The 19,648-nt window shown below is 73.9% G+C and carries 15 protein-coding genes; 11 read left to right on the forward strand and 4 right to left on the reverse strand.

Annotation, left to right across the window (positions count from 1 at the left end):
• Positions 1-66 precede the first annotated feature (66 nt).
• The gene (locus tag ABTW95_RS23700) at positions 67-1,269 is read left to right on the forward strand and encodes a phospholipase D-like domain-containing protein (RefSeq protein ID WP_500227415.1); all 1,203 of its coding nucleotides are present in this window, start codon (positions 67-69) and stop codon (positions 1,267-1,269) included.
• Here the strand turns inward: ABTW95_RS23700 and ABTW95_RS23705 are convergent.
• The 3 genes from ABTW95_RS23705 to ABTW95_RS23715 form a co-directional block, all read right to left on the reverse strand.
• A complete protein-coding gene (locus tag ABTW95_RS23705; protein ID WP_500227416.1) occupies positions 1,266-2,009 on the reverse strand; it encodes a class I SAM-dependent methyltransferase in 744 nt (247 codons plus the stop codon). The two genes, ABTW95_RS23700 and ABTW95_RS23705, sit on opposite strands and share 4 nt — an antisense overlap.
• Positions 2,010-2,030: 21 nt before the next feature.
• Complete coding sequence (locus ABTW95_RS23710) at positions 2,031-3,266, reverse strand: HNH endonuclease signature motif containing protein (protein WP_500227417.1); 1,236 nt, start codon at positions 3,264-3,266, stop codon at positions 2,031-2,033.
• A 553-nt stretch (positions 3,267-3,819) separates the two neighbouring features.
• On the reverse strand, positions 3,820-4,410 hold the full coding sequence (locus ABTW95_RS23715; protein WP_396454817.1) for a uridine kinase family protein: 591 nt from the start codon (positions 4,408-4,410) through the stop codon (positions 3,820-3,822).
• A 35-nt stretch (positions 4,411-4,445) separates the two neighbouring features.
• On the opposite strand from ABTW95_RS23715, the gene ABTW95_RS23720 reads away from it, so the two are divergent.
• Positions 4,446-5,735, forward strand: coding sequence for a CaiB/BaiF CoA transferase family protein (locus ABTW95_RS23720; RefSeq protein ID WP_500227418.1), 1,290 nt, complete (start codon positions 4,446-4,448; stop codon positions 5,733-5,735).
• Positions 5,735-7,129: an acyl-CoA synthetase gene (locus tag ABTW95_RS23725; RefSeq protein WP_396451334.1), complete on the forward strand. Its 1,395-nt coding sequence runs from the start codon at positions 5,735-5,737 to the stop codon at positions 7,127-7,129. The genes ABTW95_RS23720 and ABTW95_RS23725 overlap by 1 nt, the downstream gene beginning before the upstream one ends.
• 89 nt (positions 7,130-7,218) lie before the next feature.
• Here the strand turns inward: ABTW95_RS23725 and ABTW95_RS23730 are convergent, their stop codons facing one another.
• Positions 7,219-7,794 carry a TetR/AcrR family transcriptional regulator gene (locus tag ABTW95_RS23730; RefSeq protein WP_396451332.1) on the reverse strand — a complete coding sequence of 192 codons (576 nt, stop codon included), beginning with the start codon at positions 7,792-7,794 and terminating at the stop codon, positions 7,219-7,221.
• Between the two features lie 86 nt (positions 7,795-7,880).
• Here ABTW95_RS23730 and ABTW95_RS23735 point away from each other — a divergent pair, with 86 nt between their 5' ends.
• From ABTW95_RS23735 to ABTW95_RS23770, 8 genes are all read left to right on the forward strand, one after another.
• A complete protein-coding gene (locus ABTW95_RS23735; RefSeq protein ID WP_500227419.1) occupies positions 7,881-8,522 on the forward strand; it encodes an NAD(P)-dependent oxidoreductase in 642 nt (213 codons plus the stop codon).
• 350 nt (positions 8,523-8,872) lie between these two features.
• Positions 8,873-10,036 (forward strand): pyridoxal phosphate-dependent aminotransferase, encoded by a 1,164-nt coding sequence (locus ABTW95_RS23740; protein WP_396454819.1) that lies wholly within the window; start codon positions 8,873-8,875, stop codon positions 10,034-10,036.
• 346 nt (positions 10,037-10,382) lie between these two features.
• Complete coding sequence (locus tag ABTW95_RS23745) at positions 10,383-11,345, forward strand: carbamate kinase (RefSeq protein WP_500227420.1); 963 nt, start codon at positions 10,383-10,385, stop codon at positions 11,343-11,345.
• A gap of 57 nt (positions 11,346-11,402) precedes the next feature.
• Positions 11,403-12,509, forward strand: a complete 1,107-nt coding sequence (gene bar, locus ABTW95_RS23750; RefSeq protein WP_396451325.1) for a barbiturase — start codon at positions 11,403-11,405, stop codon at positions 12,507-12,509.
• Between the two features lie 68 nt (positions 12,510-12,577).
• Positions 12,578-13,273, forward strand: coding sequence for an SseB family protein (locus ABTW95_RS23755; RefSeq protein ID WP_396451323.1), 696 nt, complete (start codon positions 12,578-12,580; stop codon positions 13,271-13,273).
• A gap of 81 nt (positions 13,274-13,354) precedes the next feature.
• Positions 13,355-16,327 (forward strand): glycine--tRNA ligase, encoded by a 2,973-nt coding sequence (locus ABTW95_RS23760; RefSeq protein ID WP_500227424.1) that lies wholly within the window; start codon positions 13,355-13,357, stop codon positions 16,325-16,327.
• A 96-nt stretch (positions 16,328-16,423) separates the two neighbouring features.
• On the forward strand, positions 16,424-18,058 hold the full coding sequence (locus ABTW95_RS23765) for an AMP-binding protein (protein ID WP_396454879.1): 1,635 nt from the start codon (positions 16,424-16,426) through the stop codon (positions 18,056-18,058).
• Positions 18,055-19,648, forward strand: a 1,594-nt coding sequence (locus ABTW95_RS23770) for an MFS transporter (RefSeq protein WP_500227421.1), incomplete at its 3' end; no start/stop codon positions are given. The genes ABTW95_RS23765 and ABTW95_RS23770, both read left to right, overlap by 4 nt.

Raw genomic sequence — 19,648 nt, forward strand, 5'->3', positions numbered from 1 at the left:
GCCGAGACGACCGGCTGCGCCACGCGAGGCCGGCCGTCGACGGCACTGTAAGGAGAAGAGGCCGGAATGACCGTCCCCCAGCAACGACCGGCTGAACCTGAGACCACCCCCTCGGCCGACCGCGCGCACCGGATCCGCCGGTCCCTGGAGCGGCTCATCGGCGTCGCCGCGACGGAGGGCAACGCCGTGACCCCTCTGATCAACGGCGACGAGATATTCCCCGCGATGCTGGACGAGATCGCCGGAGCACGCCACACCATCGACATGATGACCTACGTGTACTGGCGCGGGGACATCGCTCGCCGGTTCGCCGACGCGCTCTCGGACCGTGCGCGCGCCGGCCTGCGGGTCCGCCTGCTCCTGGACGGCATCGGCAGCTGGCAGATCGAAAAGGATCTACTGGACCAGATGGACCAGGCGGGCGTCACGGTCAGATGGTTCCGCAAGCCCGTCACCCGCTCGCCGTTCAAGCAGAACCACCGCTGCCACCGCAAAGTGCTGGTCGTGGACGAGAAGACGGCGTTCACCGGTGGAGTCGGCATCGCCGAGGAATGGTGCGGCGACGCCCGCAACGAGAACGAGTGGCGCGACAGCCACTTCCGCGTGCGCGGACCCGCGGTGGACGGCATCGCGGCCGCGTTCGCGCAGAACTGGGCCGAGGTCGACGACGCGCTGTTCGACGACCGCGACCGCTTCGGCGTCCACGAACCCGCCGGTGACGCCGTGGTGCAGGTGGTGCGGGGCTCGGCCAGCCTCGGCTGGCAGGACATGCAGACCCTCTTCAGGGTGGTCCTCCAACTGGCGGAGCAGCGGCTACGGGTGGCCACCGCCTACTTCGCCCCCGACTCCTACTTCGTCGACCTGCTGTGCGAAACGGTCGGCCGCGGCGTAGAGGTGGAACTGCTCCTACCAGGCCCGCACGCCGACAAGCGAGTGAGCCGCCTGGCGAGCCAGCGCCACTACGAGACGCTCCTGGGCTGCGGCGTGCGCATCTACCAGTACCAGCCGTCCATGCTGCACACCAAGACCATCACCATGGACGGAAAGGTCTCCCTGCTCGGCTCGACGAACTTCAACCGGCGATCCCTCGACCACGACGAGGAGGTCATGCTCGCCGTCATCGACGAAGACCTGACCGCGACACTGGACGCCCAGTTCGACGCGGACCTGACCCGCAGCGAACAGATAGATCCCAAGCGCTGGACACGCCGCCCCCTGACCCAACGCGCCAAAGAACTCGCGATCACCCCGATCCGCCGCTTCCTCTAGGCGGTGCCGTCCCGCTCCAGGATGGAGTAGCGCTGCCAGAGCGTGAAGTCGTGCTCATGCAGGAAGTCGATGCGCAAGCCTGCGGTGGCCAATGCCGTGACCACTTCGCCCAACCCATGGGCGAACTCGATTGAGCGGGTGTGCTGGACGGGGGCCTGCGGGTCGGCGTAGCTGCCGACGTCGGGCTCGTCCCAGATCTGGGGTCCCTCAGCGAAGTAGTCGTAGGTGACCGTGCGGCCTTCTTCGTCGTCGAGGGTGTCGGCGAAGGGGTGGAACTCCGCGAGGTAGAGGAACCCGCCCGGACGCAGGAGCGATGTGACGACCTCGGCCCATCGGCCGACGTCGGGAAGCCAGCACAGGGCACCGAGGCCCGTGTAGACGATGTCGTACGTTTCGCCGAGGACAGCGGGTGCGTCATACACGTCTGCGGCGACGAAGCGGGACGGTAGCCGTGTCTCGTCCGCCAGCGCGCGGGCCGCCTCGATGGCCTTCTCAGAGAAGTCCAAGCCGGTCACCCGCGCACCGCGTCGAGCCCAGGAGAGGGTATCGAGGCCGAAGTGGCACTGAAGGTGGACCAGTTGAAGCCCGGCGACGTCCCCCACTTCGGCCAACTCGAAGTCGCGCAGGGCGAGACCACCGGCTTTGAAGCCCGCGACGTCATAGAAGTCGCTGGCAACGTGGATGGGCACCCGTTCGTCCCAGAGCGCCTTGTTGACCGCGATGTGGTCGGTGCCGGCCATGGCCCGAGCGTAGACCCGTGATCAAGCTGCCTGCGCCGGGGGAGGCTCGGCCTCCCCGGGCGGGCTGACTCCGGGTGGGTGCACCCGGTAGGTGTAGCGGCCGTCTTCTTCCCTTGTGATGCGGAGCCGCTCCGGGTTTGCGTGCTTGTAGCGGTTGTGCCATCCGCAGCACAGGGCGAGCCGGTCGATGTCGGTGGGGGAGCCCAGGGCCCAGCCGCTGACGTGGTCGACTTCGCACAACGTCCCGGGGACTTCGCAGTCCTGCACCGCACAGGTCGGGTAGAGGGTCTCCAGGACTCGGCGTTGCGGGCCGGTCGCGAACCGGACCCTGTGACCGAGGTAGAGGGGTGTGTGGCCGCGTCCCAGCAGCAGGGGTGAGACGCCCGCGCTGAGCGCGATGCGGCGGGCCTGCGCGGCGGGGATCGGGGTGCCGTCGGTGAGGCGCGCGGGGGCCTGGCCACCGGTGAGGGTGTCGAGGTCGCAGATGACGGTGACCTTGGTGGCGCGGTGGCCGCCGGACAGGACGGAGCTGAGTGCGGCGGCCGTGCGTTCGGACAGGTCGCGGCGGTCGTCGGTGCCCGCGGGCTTGGCCAGGGGGCCGAGCGCGCCTTCCCAGATGGCGGCGTCTTCGGCGTTCAGCCAGCCCTTGATGTAGCGGCCGCCGTCAAGCGAACGCGTCGAGTCGATCCAGGACCGCTCGTAGCCGCGCCGGGTGTCGGGGTCGGCGTGCTCAGTGCCGTCGCGCTCGGCGATGACGTCACGGATGCGCTTGCCGAAGGAGGCGACCTTTCCGGCCGAGAAGCCCCGGTCGACCATGTCCAAGAGGATGCCTTGGGCGGCGGCGCAATCGTCGTCGTCCAGCCGGGTGACCGCGCCGGCGATCGTGGCGGCATAGCCGAGGGACAACTCGCCGCGGGCCCAGCGGGCGGTGACCTCGGTGAGGCGGTGCCGCTGCCGCGCCAATGCCAGCCGCTCCTTGGCGCGGGACTCGCGCATCCCGAGCCGGGACCGCAGCCACGCACGCGTGGAAGGAAACCCCCAACGCTGCACTTCCCGGCCCGCATCCAGAACGCCGACGAACCCAGTGAGGGCGGCCTCCTGCATGTCACCGGCGGTGGCGAGCGTATCCGCGAGTTCCATACAGGCCGCAGCCGATTCCGGTGGGTTGCGACGAGCGAGTTCAGCCGCGATCGCCGACGCGGCGTTCACCAATTCCATGGTGGACGCCGTATCGAGGTCGAGCGCAACTGAGCTCATATCCAAATACTACCTGATCGACGGCACATTTGCGTCCCGACGACGAATATCAAGAATATGATCTGAGGCCGAATCGCCAATCTGGCAAACACTCAAAAAAGTGCTCGAATCGGGCATTCGTTAATACGGTGTGCGGCGGCTCCCGCCTGGACGGGTGGGGGCGGCGCGTCGGGCAGAGGGCAGGCGGAGCCTGCCCGACGAAAGCTGCACTCAGGGGCCGCAGAGGCTCCGAAGTCAAGGGTGGCCGGAGGCCATCGCGAAGCGACGCGAAGCGCCCTTGACTTTGGAGGGGCGGCCCCGTACGCAGCGCCGCCCCCACCACAATTCGGCGAACTCGATACTTCGCTCAGAGAACGCGCATGGAATCCAGAACGGAAATTACAGACGCGGGTCCGTAGAACATCAGAACAACGAACTCCGGCTCCGCTATCCCCATACACGCGAGACTCCGATGACGTGTGAACCCGGATACGCACGAACACCTCAAGCCCGGCGCGCGGAGGTCACAACATCTCTGTAGACCCGGTGAAACCTCTACGTACCCGGTAAAGCCTTATAGGGTGAAGAAGCGGTGCTGGGTGAATGTGGTGCCGTCCACCAGCAGGTCGGCGCGTCCGCGCGTCCCGTCGGCGGTGAAGTGGGCCTGTTCGCGGACGGCCCAGGCGTCCCAGGCGTCCGCGTAGGCGAGGCCGTCGCGATCGAGAGCCCGGGCGCGGCGCAGGTCGTGGGGGGCGTCGATCCAGATTCGGTAGGCGGCGGGCGACCCGCCCCAGGCCGCGCCGACGCCTTCGGTGATGAGGACGGGCGGCGGCGGGATCTCCTCTTCCGGGCCGTAGACGTCATGGCGCCAGTCGTAGCGGCGGAGTACAGCCGGCCGTCCCTCGCGGAGCGGGTCGAGAACGGTCGCACGCAGAGGCTCCCACCAGGTCAGCGGGTCGGCATCCCACGGCACCCGGAAATCGTCCGAGCGGATGACGGGCGCGCCGACCAGCACCTCGGCCAGGTGGCCGGCGAACGTCGACTTGCCGGCGCCGCTCGGCCCGTCCACGGCGACCAGCCGCGCCGGGCCGCACGACGGCGGCAGCGCCAGCAGGCGGGCCGCGAGCGCGGAGTAGGTCTGGGTGGTGTGCGGCACGGACGGCATACTTCCAGGTGCCCCACCCGCGAAGGAGGACGTCCTTGCCCGGACCGCTCGAAGGCGTCGTGATCGTCGATCTCAGCCGCGTGGTCGCGGGCCCGCAGGCCACCATGACGCTCGCCGACCTCGGCGCCAGGGTCATCAAGGTCGAGCAGCCGGGCGGCGGGGACGAGACCCGCGGCTGGGGCCCGCCGTTCGCGGGGGACGACCAGGTCAGCACCTACTACCTGTCGATCAACCGGAACAAGGAGTCGATCACCCTCGATCTGAAGGCCGAGGAGGGCAGGCGCACGCTGACCCGGCTCGTCCGGCACGCCGACGTGCTCGTGGAGAACTTCCGCCCGGGCGTCCTCGACCGGCTCGGCTTCCCGGTGGAGCGGCTGCACGAGCTGAACCCCGGCCTGGTCGTCCTGTCCATCACCGGGTTCGGCCACGACGGACCGGAGGGCGGACGCCCCGGGTACGACGCGATCGTCCAGGGCGAGGCGGGGATCATGAGCGTGACCGGCCCGCCGGGCACGCCCAGCAAGGTGGGGCTGTCCATCGCCGACATCCTCGCGGCGCACAACGGCGTCACCGGCGTCCTCGCCGCCCTCTACGAGCGGGACCGGACCGGGCGCGGGACGGTCGTCCGCACGTCGCTGCTCGCCTCGGTCGTCGGCGCCCACATGTTCCAGGGGACGCGCTGGACCGTCGCCCGCGACGTCCCCGAGTCGGTCGGCAACGATCATCCGTCGATCGCGCCGTACGGGACGTTCCGCTGCAAGGACGGGCAGATCCAGATAGGCGTCGCCAACCAGAACCTCTGGCGCAGGTTCGCGCCGATCGTGGGCCTCGATCCCGACGACGCCCGCTATGCGACGATCCCGGACCGCGCGGCACGGCGGCCGGAGCTGACGTCCGACATCGAGCGCGTCCTCCAGGGAGACACGCGCGAAGCCTGGCTCGCACGCCTGGACGAGGCGGGGATCCCCGCCGGGGCCATCCGGTCGATCGACGAGGTGTACGAGTGGGAGCAGACGCGCTCGCAGGGCCTCGTCATCGAGGTCGACCATCCTCAGCTCGGCCGGATCGAGCTGCCGGGGCCGCCGCTGCGCTTCGACGGCGCGGCGCCGCGCGAGCACACCGCGCCGCCGCTGCTCGGCGAGCACAATGACGCGGTACTGGCCTGGCTGGACGCCCTGGACGGTCTGGACGAGAACCACGGCGAGGACAAGAACCACGACGAGCCTGAGAACCACGACGAGCCCGAGAACCACGCCGAGACCGACAAGCAGAACGAGACCGACAAGAACGAGACCGACGAGACCGACATGGAGAGGGGCGAGTGATGGACCTGCTCGGCGAGAACGGCGGCCCGGTCCGGATCGCGGACCGCGAGCTTCCGCGCGACGAGCTGCTCGGCTGGGCGTCCGCCGTCGCCGCGGAGATCGCGGGCGCGGACGCCGTCGCCGTGCACGCCACGGCGTCCCTGGAGACGGTCGCGGCGGTCGTCGGCGGCGTCCTCGCGGGCGTCCCCGTGGTCCCGCTGCCGCCCGACTCGGGCCCGGCCGAGCGCGCCCACATCCTCGGCGACTCGGGCGCGAGCCTGCTCCTCGCCGCCGGCGACGCCAAGCCCGTGGAGGGCGAGCCGCCCCTCGTGCCGGTCGACGCGCTGCCGCACGACGGGAGCGGCGGCGCCGCCGCCCCGTCCGACGCGACCGCGCTGATCCTCTACACGAGCGGCACGACGGGCGCGCCGAAGGGCGTCCTCATCTCGCGCGGCGCGATCGCCGCCGGGCTGGACGCGCTCGCCGAAGCGTGGGCCTGGACGCCCGACGACGTCCTCGTCCACGGGCTGCCCCTGTTCCACGTGCACGGGCTCGTGCTCGGCGTCCTCGGGGCGCTCCGCACCGGGTCGCCGCTCGTCCACACGGGCCGCCCCAAACCCGAGCGGTACGCGGCGGCCGCGCAGAACGACGGCGGCAGCCTCTTCTTCGGCGTCCCCACCGTCTGGTCGCGGACGGCGGCGGATCCGGGCACCGCGCAGGCCCTCCGCGGCGCGCGGCTGCTCGTCTCCGGCAGCGCACCGCTCCCCGTGCCGGTGTTCGAGCGCCTCTCCGAGCTGACCGGGCACCGTCCCGTCGAGCGCTACGGCATGACGGAGACCCTCATCACGGTCAGCGCGCGCGCCGACGGCGACAGGCGGCCCGGCTATGTCGGCACCCCGCTGCCGGGCGTCGAGACGCGCCTCGCCGCCGAGGACGGCGCGCCCGTTCCGCCGGACGGGGAGACGCCCGGCGAGCTGCACGTCCGCGCCCCGCTCCTCTTCAAGGGCTACCTCAACCGCCCGGAGGCCACGGCCGCGTCGTTCGCGCCGGACGGCTGGTTCCGCACCGGCGACATCGCCACGATCGGGCCGGACGGCTGGCACCGCATCGTGGGCCGCGCGTCCACCGACCTCATCAAGAGCGGCGGCTACCGGATCGGCGCCGGCGAGATCGAGAACGCGCTGCTCGCCCACCCCGCGGTCAGCGAGGCCGCCGTCGTCGGCACGCCGCACGACGACCTCGGCGAGCAGGTCACCGCCTATGTCGTCGCGGACGGCGTCGCCGGAGACCAGCTGATCGACTTCGTCGCCGAGCGCCTGTCGGTGCACAAGCGGCCCCGTGTCGTCCACCTGGTCGACTCGCTGCCGCGCAACGCCATGGGCAAGGTCGTCAAGACCCGCTTGAACGAACTCTGAGCCGCCACCCGCCAGCCACCCGACGGCAGACAGCAGGCAGCAGGCAGCAGGCAGCAGCCGGCATACAGCCGCCGGTGGCCCTCACAACGCTAGGGCAGCAGTTCCGCCAGCACGGGCCGGACGAGATCTCGCGCGAACGACTCCGGGACGTCCGGCCCGTCCTCGCCCTCCGCGAAGTACATCAGGAACCCCTGCTGGAAGCAGGCGCCCATCAGCAGCGCCGCCACCGCGGCCGTGTCGGCTCCGGCGGCGACACGGCCGAGGTCGCGCTCGGCGTCCAGGTACCGGGTCAGCGCGCGCACCGGCTCCTGCGGGCCGGCCCCGTACTTGCGCAGCGACTCGCGGGTCGCGTTCATCAGCCGGGGCTGCGCCGCCATCGACGCCATCATCGGGAACGTCAGCCGGTAGAAGCGCATCCCGCCGTGGACGACCGCGACGAGGTTGGCCTCCACCGTCTCCTTGCCGGGGACGCCCATCGAGGTGAACGGCGGCATCCGCTCCTTCAGCACGCTCAGCATCAGCTCCTCCTTGTCGCGGAAGTGCTTGTAGAGCAGCGCCTCGGAGTAGCCGGCCGCCTTCGCGATCTCCTTGGTGGTGGCGCGGGCGACGCCGTGCCGCCGCATGATGTCCGCCGCGGCGTCGAGGATCCGTTCCCGCGCGCTCAATGAGGCCCCCTTGACAGGTGAGTGAACGCTTACCAGGATAGGGGTTAGTAAATACTCACTCACCCATCGTTCATCAGGGGGAACCGATGAGGCTCACGATCTTCGGGGCGACCGGCGGGACCGGCGTCCTGACCGTCCGGCGGGCGCTGGACGCCGGGCACGAGGTGACCGCCGTCGTCCGCGACACGGCGCGCCTCCCGTCCGACCTGCGCGCGTGCGCCGACGTCGTCCAGGCCGACGTCATGGACCCGGCCGCGATCGAGGAGGCGGTCAAGGGCCGCGACGCCGTCCTGTCCGCCCTCGGCACCCGCGAGGGCCGCGCGCCCACCACCGTCTGCGCGGACGGCACGCGCAGCATCACCACCGCGATGACCGCCGCCGGCGCCGACCGGTTCGTCCTGGTCAGCGCATCCGGCCTGCACGCCGGACCGGGCGACGACCCGTTCACCCGCTTCGTCGTCAAGCCGCTGATCCTGCAGCCGCTCCTCAGGCACGCGTTCGCCGACATGCGCGCCGCCGAGGACATCACCCGCGGCTCCGGCCTGCACTGGACGATCGTCCGCCCGCCGCGGCTCACGAACGGGCCCGGCAACGGCCGCTACCGCAAGGCCGTCGACCGGAACGTCCTCGGCGGCGCCTCCATCGCCCGCGCCGACCTGGCCTCGGCCCTCCTCGACGTCGCGGACGACCCGTCCGCCATCGGGCACGTCATCAGCGTCTCGGGCTGAGGAACCGGACGAAAGGAGCCGAGCGACGACGCACGCCCCTGCAGGCCGCCCCGCCGAATCACCAGCCTGAAGGCATGGAGACCCGGCCATCGGCGGCAGCATCGGCATCGGGCGCCAACGGCCGCCGCCGGCTCCGCGACGACCCCGAGGCCATGGCCGGCCTCCCGCTCAAGAGCGCGGCGGGGCGGCCACCCGCGCTCTTCGGCCGGCTCGGGCTCGGTCGGCAGCATGCTCTACGGCATCGGCAGTGCGCTCCTCAGCATCGGCAGCGCGCTCCTCGGCACCCTCGGCACCCGCAGCGCTCCCCGGGGCGCACGGGCGCGCCGGGATCGGGGGCCTAGTCTTGTGGCGTGAGTGAGCCACTTGTCGAGCGCATGCGGGAATTCGGCGAGACGATCTTCGCCGAGATGTCGGCTCTGGCGGTCCGGACCGGGTCCATCAATCTGGGCCAGGGCTTCCCGGACGAGCCGGGCCCCGCGGGCGTGCTGGACGCGGCGGTGGACGCGATCCGCTCCGGCGCGAACCAGTATCCGCCCGGCCCCGGGCTGCCCGAGCTTCGTGAGGCCGTGGCGGTGCAGCGGCTGGGGCGGTACGGGCTGTCGTACGACCCGGCGACCGAGGTGTACGTGACGGTCGGCGCCACCGAGGGCATCGCCGCGTCCGTGCTCGCGCTCACCGGGCCGGGCGACGAGGTGATCGTCTTCGAGCCGTACTACGACTCCTACGCCGCCGTGATCGCGCTGGCCGGGGCCGTCCGCAAGCCCGTCATGCTGCGCCCCGTCGAAGGGCGGTTCACGTTCGACCCGGACGAGCTGCGCGCGGCGGCCGGCCCCCGCACGCGGGCGATCCTGGTGAACTCGCCGCACAACCCCGCCGGCACCGTGTTCACGCGCGGCGAGCTGGAGGCCATCGCGGACGTGTGCCGCGAGCACGACCTGGTGGCGATCACCGACGAGGTGTACGAGTACCTCACTTTCGACGAGACCGAGCACATTCCGCTGGCGACTCTTGACGGGATGCGGGAGCGGACGGTGTCGGTGTCGTCCGCCGGCAAGTCGTTCTCCGTCACCGGGTGGAAGACGGGCTGGGTCACCGCGCCCGCCCCGTATGTCCGGGCCGTCCAGACGGTGAAGCAGTTCCTCACGTACGCGGTCAGCGCCCCCTACCAGCAGGCCGCCGCCTATGCGCTGCGCAACGAGATCCCGTGGGTGGAGGAGCTGCGCAAGTCGCTCCAGGCCAAGCGCGACCGCCTCATCACCGGGCTGGAGGCCGCGGGGTTCACCGCCTACCGGCCGCAGGGGACGTACTTCGTGCAGGCCGACATCCGGCCGCTCGGGTTCACCGACGGCATGGAACTGGCCCGCGCGCTGCCGGAGAAGGCGGGCGTCGTCGCGATCCCGACGCAGGTGTTCTACGACCACGCCGAGGCGGGCGCCCACTTCGTCCGGTTCGCGTTCTGCAAGAAGGACGAGGTCATCGACGAGGCCGTGGAACGCCTCACCCGCCTCCACTGAGAGGCCCCCCGCCCGTGGGGCGTCCCGCCCGTGGAGCGCCCCGCCCGTGGGGCGTCCCGCCCGTGGAGCGCCTCGCCCCTCCCGTGGAGCGCCCCGCCCGTGGGGCGTCCCGCCCGTGGAGCGCCTCGCCCCTCCCGTGGAGCGCCCCGCCCGTGGAGCGCCCCGTCTTGAGCGGCCGTCTGGAGCGGCCCGTCCGTGGGGCGTCCCGCTCGCGGAGCGCCTCGCCCCGCTCGCGGAGCGCCCCGCCGCGCTCGGTGCGCGTCCCCTAGAAGTTGCCGAAGAAGCGGCGCTCATTGGGCGGATTTCGCCCGTGAGCGCCGCTTTCGCGCGGGTTACCGTCCCTCCCGTGACCTGGAACGACGGGGGATCGCTCAGCGGCGAGCGGATCCTGATCGCGCTCGGCGGCAACGCCATGACCGCCCCGGACGGCAGCGCCGCGCCGGACGCGCAGGCGGCGGCGATCGAGTCCGCGATGGCGCACGTGGCGGAGCTGGTCGCGGCGGGCGCGCGGGTCGCGCTCACGCACGGCAACGGGCCGCAGGTCGGCAACCTGCTCATCAAGAACCAGCTGGCGGCGGGCGTGGTGCCGCCCGTCCCGCTGGACTGGTGCGGCGCGCAGACCCAGGCCACTGTCGGCGTGATGATCATGAACGCGCTGGAGCGGGCCCTCGCCGCGCGGGGCGCGGCCCGCCCGGTGGCGACGGTGGTGACGCGGACGCTCGTGGACGCCGGCGACCCCGGCTTCGCCGCCCCCGCCAAGCCGATCGGCCGGTACTTCCCGGAGGAGCAGGCGCGCCGGTCCATGGCGCGCGGCGAGGTGTGGCGGCCGTTCGGCGAGCGGGGCTGGCGGCGCGTCGTCGCCTCGCCGGAGCCGCTGGAGATTCTGGACGCCGACGCCGCGGCGGTGCTGCTGGACGCCGGGCACGTCGTCGTCGCGGCGGGCGGCGGGGGAGCGCCGGTGGTCCGGTCGGGCGGGCGGCTGCGCGGCGTCGAGGCCGTCGTCGACAAGGACCTCGCGGCGCAGCTGCTGGCCCGCAGGCTCGGCGCGTCCACCCTGGTGATCGCCACGGACGTGGAGAACGCGATGGCCGGGTTCGGGACGCCGCGGGCGCGCCCGCTGCACCGCACGACGGTCGCGGAGCTGGCGGAGCTGGCCGCCGCCGGGCATTTCGCCGGCGGCAGCATGGGCCCGAAGGTGGAGGCGGTGCGGCGGTTCGTCGCGGCCGGCGGGCGGCGCGCCGCGATCGCGTCGCTGGCCCGGCTGGGCGACGCCGCGCACGGCAAGGCCGGGACGGTCGTGGAGGCGTGACCCGCGGGGCCCGGCAGGGTAGAGATCGATGCGACCGAGCAGCTGAGGAGCGATGACGTGCCCGATCCGATCGAAGTCCGCAAGATCCCCATCGAGTCCGTGACCGACGCGTCCGGGCTGGCCCGGCTGATCGACGACGGGGTGCTGGAGGCCGACCGGGTCCTCGCCGTCGTCGGCAAGACCGAGGGCAACGGCGGCGTGAACGACTACACGCGGCTGCTGGCCGACCGGGCGTTCCGCGAGGTGCTGGCCGCGAAGGGCACCCGGAGCGCGGACGAGGTGGCGCGCGTCCCGCTGGTGTGGTCGGGCGGCACCGACGGCGTGCTCAGCCCGCACGCGACGGTCTTCGCGACCGTCGACCCGGCGAAGGCGCCCGCGTCGGACGAGCCGCGCCTGTCGGTCGGCGTCGCGATGAGCGACGTCATCCTGCCGGAGGACATCGGGCGGCCCGCGATGGTGGAGACCGTCGCCGCCGGCGTCCGCGAGGCCATGAAGATCGCCGGGATCGACGACCCGGCGGACGTGCACTACGTGCAGACGAAGACGCCGCTGCTCACCCTCGACACGATCAACGACGCCAAGTCGCGCGGCCGGGACGTCGTCACCGAGGACACGCTCAAGTCGATGGACATCTCCAACTCCACGACCGCGCTCGGCATCGCCGTCGCGCTCGGCGAGATCGAGACGCCCTCCGCCGACCAGATCCACCGGGACCTGTCGCTGTACTCGTCGGTGGCGTCGTGCTCGTCCGGCGTGGAGCTGGACCGGGCGCAGATCGTCGTCGTCGGCAACGTGCGCGGCATCGGCGGCCGGTACCGGGCGGGGCACGGTGTGATGAAGGACGCACTGGACGCCGACGGCATCTGGGACGCGATCCGGACGACGGGCCTCGACCTGCCCGACCGGCCCCGCACGTCCGACCTCGGCGGCCGGCTCGTCAACGTGTTCATCAAGTGCGAGGCCGACCCGAGCGGCTCGGTCCGGGGGCGCCGCAACATCATGCTGGACGACTCCGACGTGCACTGGCACCGGCAGATCAAGGCGTGCGTCGGCGGCGTCGCGGCGTCCGTCACCGGCGACCCGGCGGTGTTCGTGTCGGTCGCGGCCGTCCACCAGGGGCCGTCGGGCGGCGGCACCGTCGCCGCCATCGCCGACCTCGGGTGACTCGCCGGACACGGAGAGTATCCGGTTAGCCGCCCGCGGACGCCGCCGGAGGCTATAGCCTTCCTGGCGTGTCCGGACTGACGATTCCCGAACCACTGATCCCCGGGGACGACGGGAGCGCCGACCCCCGGCTGTGCGAGGCGCTCGCCGGGTACGCGGCCGGGCGCGTCGGCGCGCACACCGTGCTGCGGCGGCTGCAGGGCGCCCGGCTGCTCGTGCCGATCGTCGCCGTCCTCACCGAAGAGGAGGAGGCCGCGCCGGGGGAGCCGCGGCGCGAGAAGAGCAGCGAGATGGCGCTGCCGACGCTGATCGGGGACGACGGCCGGCGCGGCGTGCTCGGCTTCACCTGCGTGGAGACGATGAAGGCGTGGCGCGCCGACGCCCGCCCCGTGACGGTGCGGGGCGGCGACGCGTGCCGCGCCGCCCTCGACGAGGGCGCCGACGCCCTGGTCGTGGACGTGGCGGGCCCGGTCCCGTTCGCCGTGGACGGGCTGCGCCTGCACCTGCTCGCGGAGGGCCGCCCCGTCCCGCCGCCGCACGAGGACCCGGAGGTCCTCGCCGCGGTCGAGGCCGCGTTCGGCTCCGACCCGTCGGTGACGGGCGTCCGGGTCACCGAGGGCACGTCCGCCGAGGTCGCCGTCCGGTTCGCGGTGGTGCCGGGGCACGACGAGCGCGGCACGATCCAGCGGGTGTCCGACCGGCTCGCCGAGGTGCTCCGCGGCCGCATCGTCGGCGGCGTGGAGCTGAACGTGCTGCGCCGCTGAACCCGCGGGTCGCGATCGAGCGGGGTCCCGGGCGCTTCTAGGCTTGTCCTTTCGCGCCCGTTGGAGGCTCCCGTGCTGACCATGCAGGACGCCCTGATCCGGCTCACCGGCTACTGGGCGGGGCGCGGCTGCCTCGTCGCGCAGCCGATGAACACCGAGGTGGGGGCGGGCACCCTCAACCCGGCCACGGCGCTGCGGGTCCTCGGCCCGGAGCCGTGGCGCGTCGCCTACACCGAGCCGAGCGTCCGCCCCGACGACTCCCGGTACGGCGACAACCCGAACCGGCTGCAGACCCACACCCAGTTCCAGGTGATCCTCAAGCCGGAGCCGGGCGACGCGCAGGAGCAGTACCTCGGCAGCCTCGCCGCGCTCGGCGTCGACCTGCGCGCCCACGACGTCCGGTTCGTCGAGGACGACTGGGCGTCGCCGGCGCTCGGCGCGTGGGGGCTCGGCTGGGAGGTGTGGCTGGACGGCCTGGAGATCACCCAGTTCACCTACTTCCAGCAGTCCGGCGGGCTGACCCTCGACCCGGTCTCGGTCGAGATCACCTACGGGATGGAGCGCATCCTGATGGCGCTGCAGGGCGTCTCCCACTTCAAGGACATCGCCTACGCGCCCGGCGTCACCTACGGGGAGGCGTTCGGCCAGGCCGAGTACGAGATGAGCCGCTACTACCTGGACGACGCCGACATCGCGGCGAACCGGGAGCTGTTCGAGGCGTACGCGGCGGAGGCCCGGCGGATGCTGGACGCGCGGCTGCCCGTCCCCGCCCACTCCTACGTGCTGAAGTGCTCGCACGCGTTCAACGTGCTGGACGCGCGGGGAGCGATCGGCACCACCGAGCGGGCGCGGGCGTTCGCCCGGATGCGGGGCCTCGCCCGCGAGGTCGCCGCCCTGTGGGTGGAGCGCCGCGCCGAGCTGGGGCATCCGCTCGGCGACGCCGCGGCGCGGCCCGCCGCCGCCGAGCCCGGCCCGCCGCCGGAGTCCGCCTCGGCCGGGACGTTCGCGCTGGAGATCGGCGTCGAGGAGCTGCCGCCGCACGAGGTCGCACGCACGGCCGCCCACGTGGCCGGACGGCTGCGCGGCGGGCTGGAGGAGGCCGGGCTGTTCACGGACGCCTCCACGCTCGACACGGGCGCGACGCCCCGCCGCGTCATCGTGCTCGTCCGCGGCCTGGAGGCCCGCGGACCCGACACCGAGCAGGTCGTGAAGGGGCCCCGGTTCGCCGCCGCCTACGACGCGTCCGGTGAGCCGACGCGTGCGCTGCTGGGGTTCGCGCGCGGGCACGGCATCGATCCGGCGGACGTCCGGAAGGTCGCCGTCGCGGGCGGGGAGTACGCCGGATACACCCGGAAGACGGCGGGGCGTCCCGCCGCCGAGGTCCTCGCCGGGCTGCTGCCCGGCATCGTCGGCGGGCTCCGCGCCGGGAAGAACATGCGGTGGAACGCCCCCGGCCTGTCGTTCGCGCGCCCGATCCGTTGGCTGCTCGCCCTGCTGGACGGGCGGGAGATCCCGTTCGCGGTCGGCGGGCTGACCGCCGGCCGCTCGACCCGCGTGCACCGGACGTCCCGCACGCCGCGGGTCGACGTGCCGGACGCCGCGTCGCTGCCCGGCGTGCTGCGCCGCCACGGGATCGAACCCGACCGGTCCCGCCGCCGTACCCGCGTCGCCGAGGCCGCCGGGGACCTCGCCGGGAGCCGCGGCGGCACGGTCGACCTCGCCGCCGAGCGGGCGCTCGTCGAGGAGATCGTCGACCTGGTGGAGGAGCCCGTCGCCATCCTCGGCTCGTTCGACGAGAAGTACCTGGAGCTGCCCGAGGAGATCCTCACCACGGTCATGCGCGAGCACCAGCGGTACCTGCCGGTGCGCGGCCCCTCGAACCGCCTCCTCCCGCATTTCGTCGCGGTCGCCGACGGCGAGTGCGACCACGGCGCCGTCCGGGCCGGGAACGAGGCCGTGCTCCGCGCGCGCTACGAGGACGCCTCGTTCTTCTTCCGGCAGGACCTGCGGCGCACGCCCGAGCAGATCAAGGCCGGGCTCGGCAGGCTCACGTTCACCGAGCGGCTCGGGTCGATGGCCGACCGGTCGTCGCGCATCGCCGCGCTCGCCGCCGACCTCGCCGGCCGCCTCGGCCTCGCCGCCGGGGAGCGCGCCGTCCTGGACCGCGCCGCCGCCCTCGCCAAGTTCGACCTCGCCTCGTCCATGGTCATCGAACTGCCGGCCCTCGCCGGGACGATGGCCCGCGAGTACGCCCGCCGCGCCGGCGAGGACGAGGCCGTCGCCCGCGCCCTCCACGAGATGGAGCTGCCCCGCTCGGCCGGGGACGCGCCGCCCGCGACCACCGCCGGGGCCGTCCTCGCCGCCGCCGACCGGCTCGACCTCCTCACCGGCCTGTTCGCCGCCGGGTCGGCGCCGACCGGCAGCTCCGACCCGTTCGGGCTGCGCCGCGCGGCGCTGGCGCTGACCGCGATCCTGCGGGACGTCCCGCGCCTCGCGCCGGTCACCGTCGGGGACTGCCTCGCCCTCGCCGCCCGGCACCAGCCGGTCGCCGTCGCCCCCGAGGCGCTCGCGGACGCCGAGCGGTTCATCGCGCGCCGCCTGGAGCAGAGCCTCCTGGACGAGGGGCGCCCGGTGCGCGTCGTCCGCGCCGTGCTGCCGCTCGCCGGCGCGCCCGCGCACGCCGCGCGGGCCGCGGGCGACCTGGCCGGGCTGCTCGGCTCGCCGCGGTTCCGGCGGCTCACCGCGGCGCTGCAGCGGGTCCTGCGCATCGTCCCGGACGGGACGGACGCCGGCTACGACCCGGGCCTGTTCACCGAGCCCGCCGAGCGGGACCTGCACGAGGCGTTCATCCGCGTCAGGGCCGAGCTGACCGCCCGCCCGTCGCTGCCGGAGTTCGCCGCGGCCGCGGCCGCGCTCGTCGCGCCCGTCGACGCGTACTTCGACGGCGTCATGGTCATGGCCGGCGACCCGGGCGTGCGCGCCAACCGGCTCGGGCTCCTCGCCGCCGTCCGGGACATGGCCGCCCCCGTCCTCGACTGGCGCGAGATCGCCTGAACCGGAGGCCCCCGCCGGAATTCGTCAACACTGGCCGTTGCCGGGCCCGCCGCGCCGTGGTCATGATCAAGTCACCCGGCATGGAAGGGGCCGACGATGGCGAACCTTCACGACGCAGAGGAGTTCCGGCGGCGCGGCTGGTGGCGGGACGGGACGTTCCTCGACGATCTCGACCGGTGGGCGGAGACCGCCCCCGACCGCCCGGCGGTGGTCGGCCATGTCTGGGAGACCGGCGACGACCCCGACGTCGTGCTGACGTACGCGGAGCTGGCCGAGCTGGTGGACCGGTGCGCGGCGGGCCTGGCGGAGCTGGGCATCGGTCCCGGCGACCGGGTCGCGATGCAGCTCGTCAACCAGTGGCAGGCCACCGTCCTCGCGCTCGGCTGCGGGCGCGCCGGCGCGGTCGCCGTGCCGTACTACATCGCGACGGGCGCCGCGGACACCGAGTGGATCCTGCGCGAGTCCGGCGCGAGCGCCGTCGTGTCGCTGGACGGGGTCCGCGGCCTGGACGTCGCCGGGACCATCGCGGGCATGCGCGACCGGCTGCCGGCGCTGCGCCACCAGATCGTGGTGGGGGAGAACGTCCCCGCGGGCGCGACCGGCTTCGAGAGCGGCCTGCTCGGGTCGGGCGGCGCGCCGCCCCCGCACCGCCCGTCCGGCGACGACGTCCTGCAGATCATGTACACGTCGGGGACGACCGGGCGGCCGAAGGGCGTCCGGCACTCCCACAACACCCTGTACGCGATGGCGCGCTCCTACACCGTCCCGCTCGGGCTCGGCGAGGACGACGTGCTGTCCACGCCGTGCATCGTCGGCGGGCAGGGCGGCTGGCTCTACGGGATGCTCGCGCCGCTCGTCGCCGGCGCCACGGCCGTGTGGGCGGACGCGTTCAAGCCCGGCGACTTCCTCGACCTCGCCGCGCGGTACGGGATCACCGCCGCGTACTTCACCCCGTTCATCCTGGACGAGCTGGTCGCCGAGCAGCGGGCGCGCCCGCGGGAGGTCGCGCTGCGGCACATGGTCACCGGCTCCACGCCCATCCCGCCGGATCTGCCGGGGCGGTTCCGCGAGACGTTCGGGTTCCCGGTCCGGTCGCTGTGGGGGATGACGGAGAACGGCGGCGTCACGATCAGCCGCCCGGACGACCCGCCGGACTGGGCCGCGCGGAGCGACGGCCGGCCCGTCGAGTGGATGGAGATCCGGCTCGTCGGCGAGGACGGCGCGGTCGTCGCGGACGGCCCGGGCCGCCTGGAGGTCCGCGGCGCGAACATGTGCCTGGGCTACGAGGGCGCCGACGACGTCTTCGCCGCCGCGCTGCACGACGGCTGGTTCGTCACCGGAGACCTGGCCCGGCCGGACGGCCGCGGCGGCATCAAGGTCATCGGCCGCACCAAGGACATGATCAACAAGGGCGGGCTGCACGTCCCCGCCGTCGCGGTCGAGGGCGTCCTGCGCGCCGACCCGCGCGTCGCGGAGGTCGCGGTCGTCGGCGAGCCGGAGCCGCTGCTCGGCGAGACCGCCGTCGCCGTCGTCGTGCCCGCGCCGGGCGCCGCGCCGCCGCCGCTGGAGGACCTCCAGAAGCTCGTCGCGGACGCGGGGATGACGCCCGGCTACGAGCCCGACCGGCTGGAGGTCGTCGCCGAGCTGCCGAAGACCCCGACGGGGAAGGTCCGCAAACGCGTCCTCGAGGAGGAGTTCGCCCGGAGGGCCCGGACCGCCGCGGCGCGGTGAGCGCCGGGTCCCTCGCCGGGCGGCCCGCCGCGCCGCCGCGGCCGTCCCGGCGGCGGGCGCTGGCGCTCACGTCGGTCGTGCTCGCCAACGTCATGGCGGTGGTCGACTACAACATCGTCAGCGTCGCGATCCCGCAGCTGCTCCGCGCGTTCCCCGGCAGCACCCTCGCGGGGCTGTCCTGGACGATCACGGCGTACACGGTGGTGTTCGCGGCCGTGCTGCTGCCCGCCGGCGGCACGGCCGACCGGCTCGGGCCCAAGCGGATCTTCCTGCTGGGCCTCGCGGTGTTCACGCTCGGCTCGGCCGCGTGCGCGCTCGCGGCCGGCCCGGTGACGCTGGTGCTGGCGCGGATGCTGCAGGCCACCGGCGGCGGCGCGGTCGTCGCGCTGTCGATCTCGGTCGGGCTGAGCGAGTTCCCCGGCCGCGCCGGGCACGCGTTCGGGCTGCTCGGCGCCGCCGCGGGCATCGCGGGGGCGAGCGGGCCCGCGCTCGGCGCCGCGCTGCTCGCGCTCGGCGGCTGGCGCTGGATCTTCCTCGTCAACCTGCCGCTCGGCGCGGTCGCGCTGGCCTGCGCCGCGGCCGGCGTCCCGTCCCGCCCCGCGGAGGGGCGCGGCCTGCCCGACCTGCTCGGCACGGCGCTGCTCGCCGGCGGCGTCGCCGCCCTCGTGCTCGGCGTCGTGCAGGGCCCGGACTGGGGCTGGACGGCCGCCCGGACCGCCGCCGCGCTCGCCGCGGGCGCAGCGCTGACCTGCCTCGGGGTGCGCCGGTCGCTGCGGCATCCGCGCCCGGCGGCCGACTTCGCGCTGCTGCGGGCCCGGTCGGCCGCCGCGGGGAACCTGGCGATGGTGATGCTGAGCGTCACCCAGTTCGCGGTGGCGCTGTGCGTGGCGCTGTTCCTGACCGAGCGGTGGGGCTACCCGGTGCTCGCCGCCGGGTTCGCGCTCACCCCCGGCCCGCTGACCTCGGCCGTCGTGTCGTGGCGGAGCGGGCCGCTGGTGCGGCGGGCGGGCGCGCGGGCGGTCGCGGTCGCGGGCGGCGTGCTCGGCGCCGCCGGCTGGTGCTGGCCACTGGCGGCGGACGCGCTCGGCGCGGGGCGGAGCTACCCGCTGGCGGTGCTGCCCGCGCTCGTCGCGGGCACGGCGGGGATGGCCGCCGCCGCCGTGGCGATCGAGACCATCGCGGTGGAGGACGTCCCGCCCGCCAGGTTCGGCAGCGGCAGCGCGCTGATCATGCTGGCCCGGTCCGCCGGCGCGGCGGCCGGGATCGGCGGCCTGGCCGCGGTGCTGCACGCGCCGACCGGCGCCGCGTTCCGGGTCGCCTGGGCGGGGCTCGCGGCGGGGCTGCTGGCGTCGGCGCTCGCCGCCGCGGCGTCCCGGCCGCCGCCCCGGGAACGGAATCCCCGTGAACGGGATCCCCGTGAACGGGGGCGCCCGCGGGCCCCGGGGGGGGGGGGGGCTGGGCACGGGCCCGCGCCCCGGGGGGGGCGCGGCCCGTCCCGGGGCCGGTCAGTCCTCGGACTTGCTCGCGGGGAGCTTCTCCGAGATCAGGTCCATGACCGTGCTGTCGGCCAGGGTCGTGACGTCACCGATG

The organism is Spirillospora sp. NPDC127506, assembly GCF_040302145.1.
GTDB lineage: Bacteria > Actinomycetota > Actinomycetes > Streptosporangiales > Streptosporangiaceae > Spirillospora.

Bases quoted from the DNA above. Each gene is read 5' to 3' on its own strand.
- ABTW95_RS23765 (WP_396454879.1), top strand. From the start codon at position 16,424: ATGGCGAACCTTCACGACGCAGAGGAGTTCCGGCGGCGCGGCTGGTGG.
- ABTW95_RS23760 (WP_500227424.1), top strand. From the start codon at position 13,355: ATGCAGGACGCCCTGATCCGGCTCACCGGCTACTGGGCGGGGCGCGGC.
- ABTW95_RS23715 (WP_396454817.1), bottom strand. From the start codon at position 4,410: ATGCCGTCCGTGCCGCACACCACCCAGACCTACTCCGCGCTCGCGGCC.
- ABTW95_RS23705 (WP_500227416.1), bottom strand. From the start codon at position 2,009: ATGGCCGGCACCGACCACATCGCGGTCAACAAGGCGCTCTGGGACGAA.
- ABTW95_RS23735 (WP_500227419.1), top strand. From the start codon at position 7,881: ATGAGGCTCACGATCTTCGGGGCGACCGGCGGGACCGGCGTCCTGACC.
- ABTW95_RS23700 (WP_500227415.1), top strand. From the start codon at position 67: ATGACCGTCCCCCAGCAACGACCGGCTGAACCTGAGACCACCCCCTCG.
- ABTW95_RS23710 (WP_500227417.1), bottom strand. From the start codon at position 3,266: ATGAGCTCAGTTGCGCTCGACCTCGATACGGCGTCCACCATGGAATTG.
- ABTW95_RS23725 (WP_396451334.1), top strand. From the start codon at position 5,735: ATGGACCTGCTCGGCGAGAACGGCGGCCCGGTCCGGATCGCGGACCGC.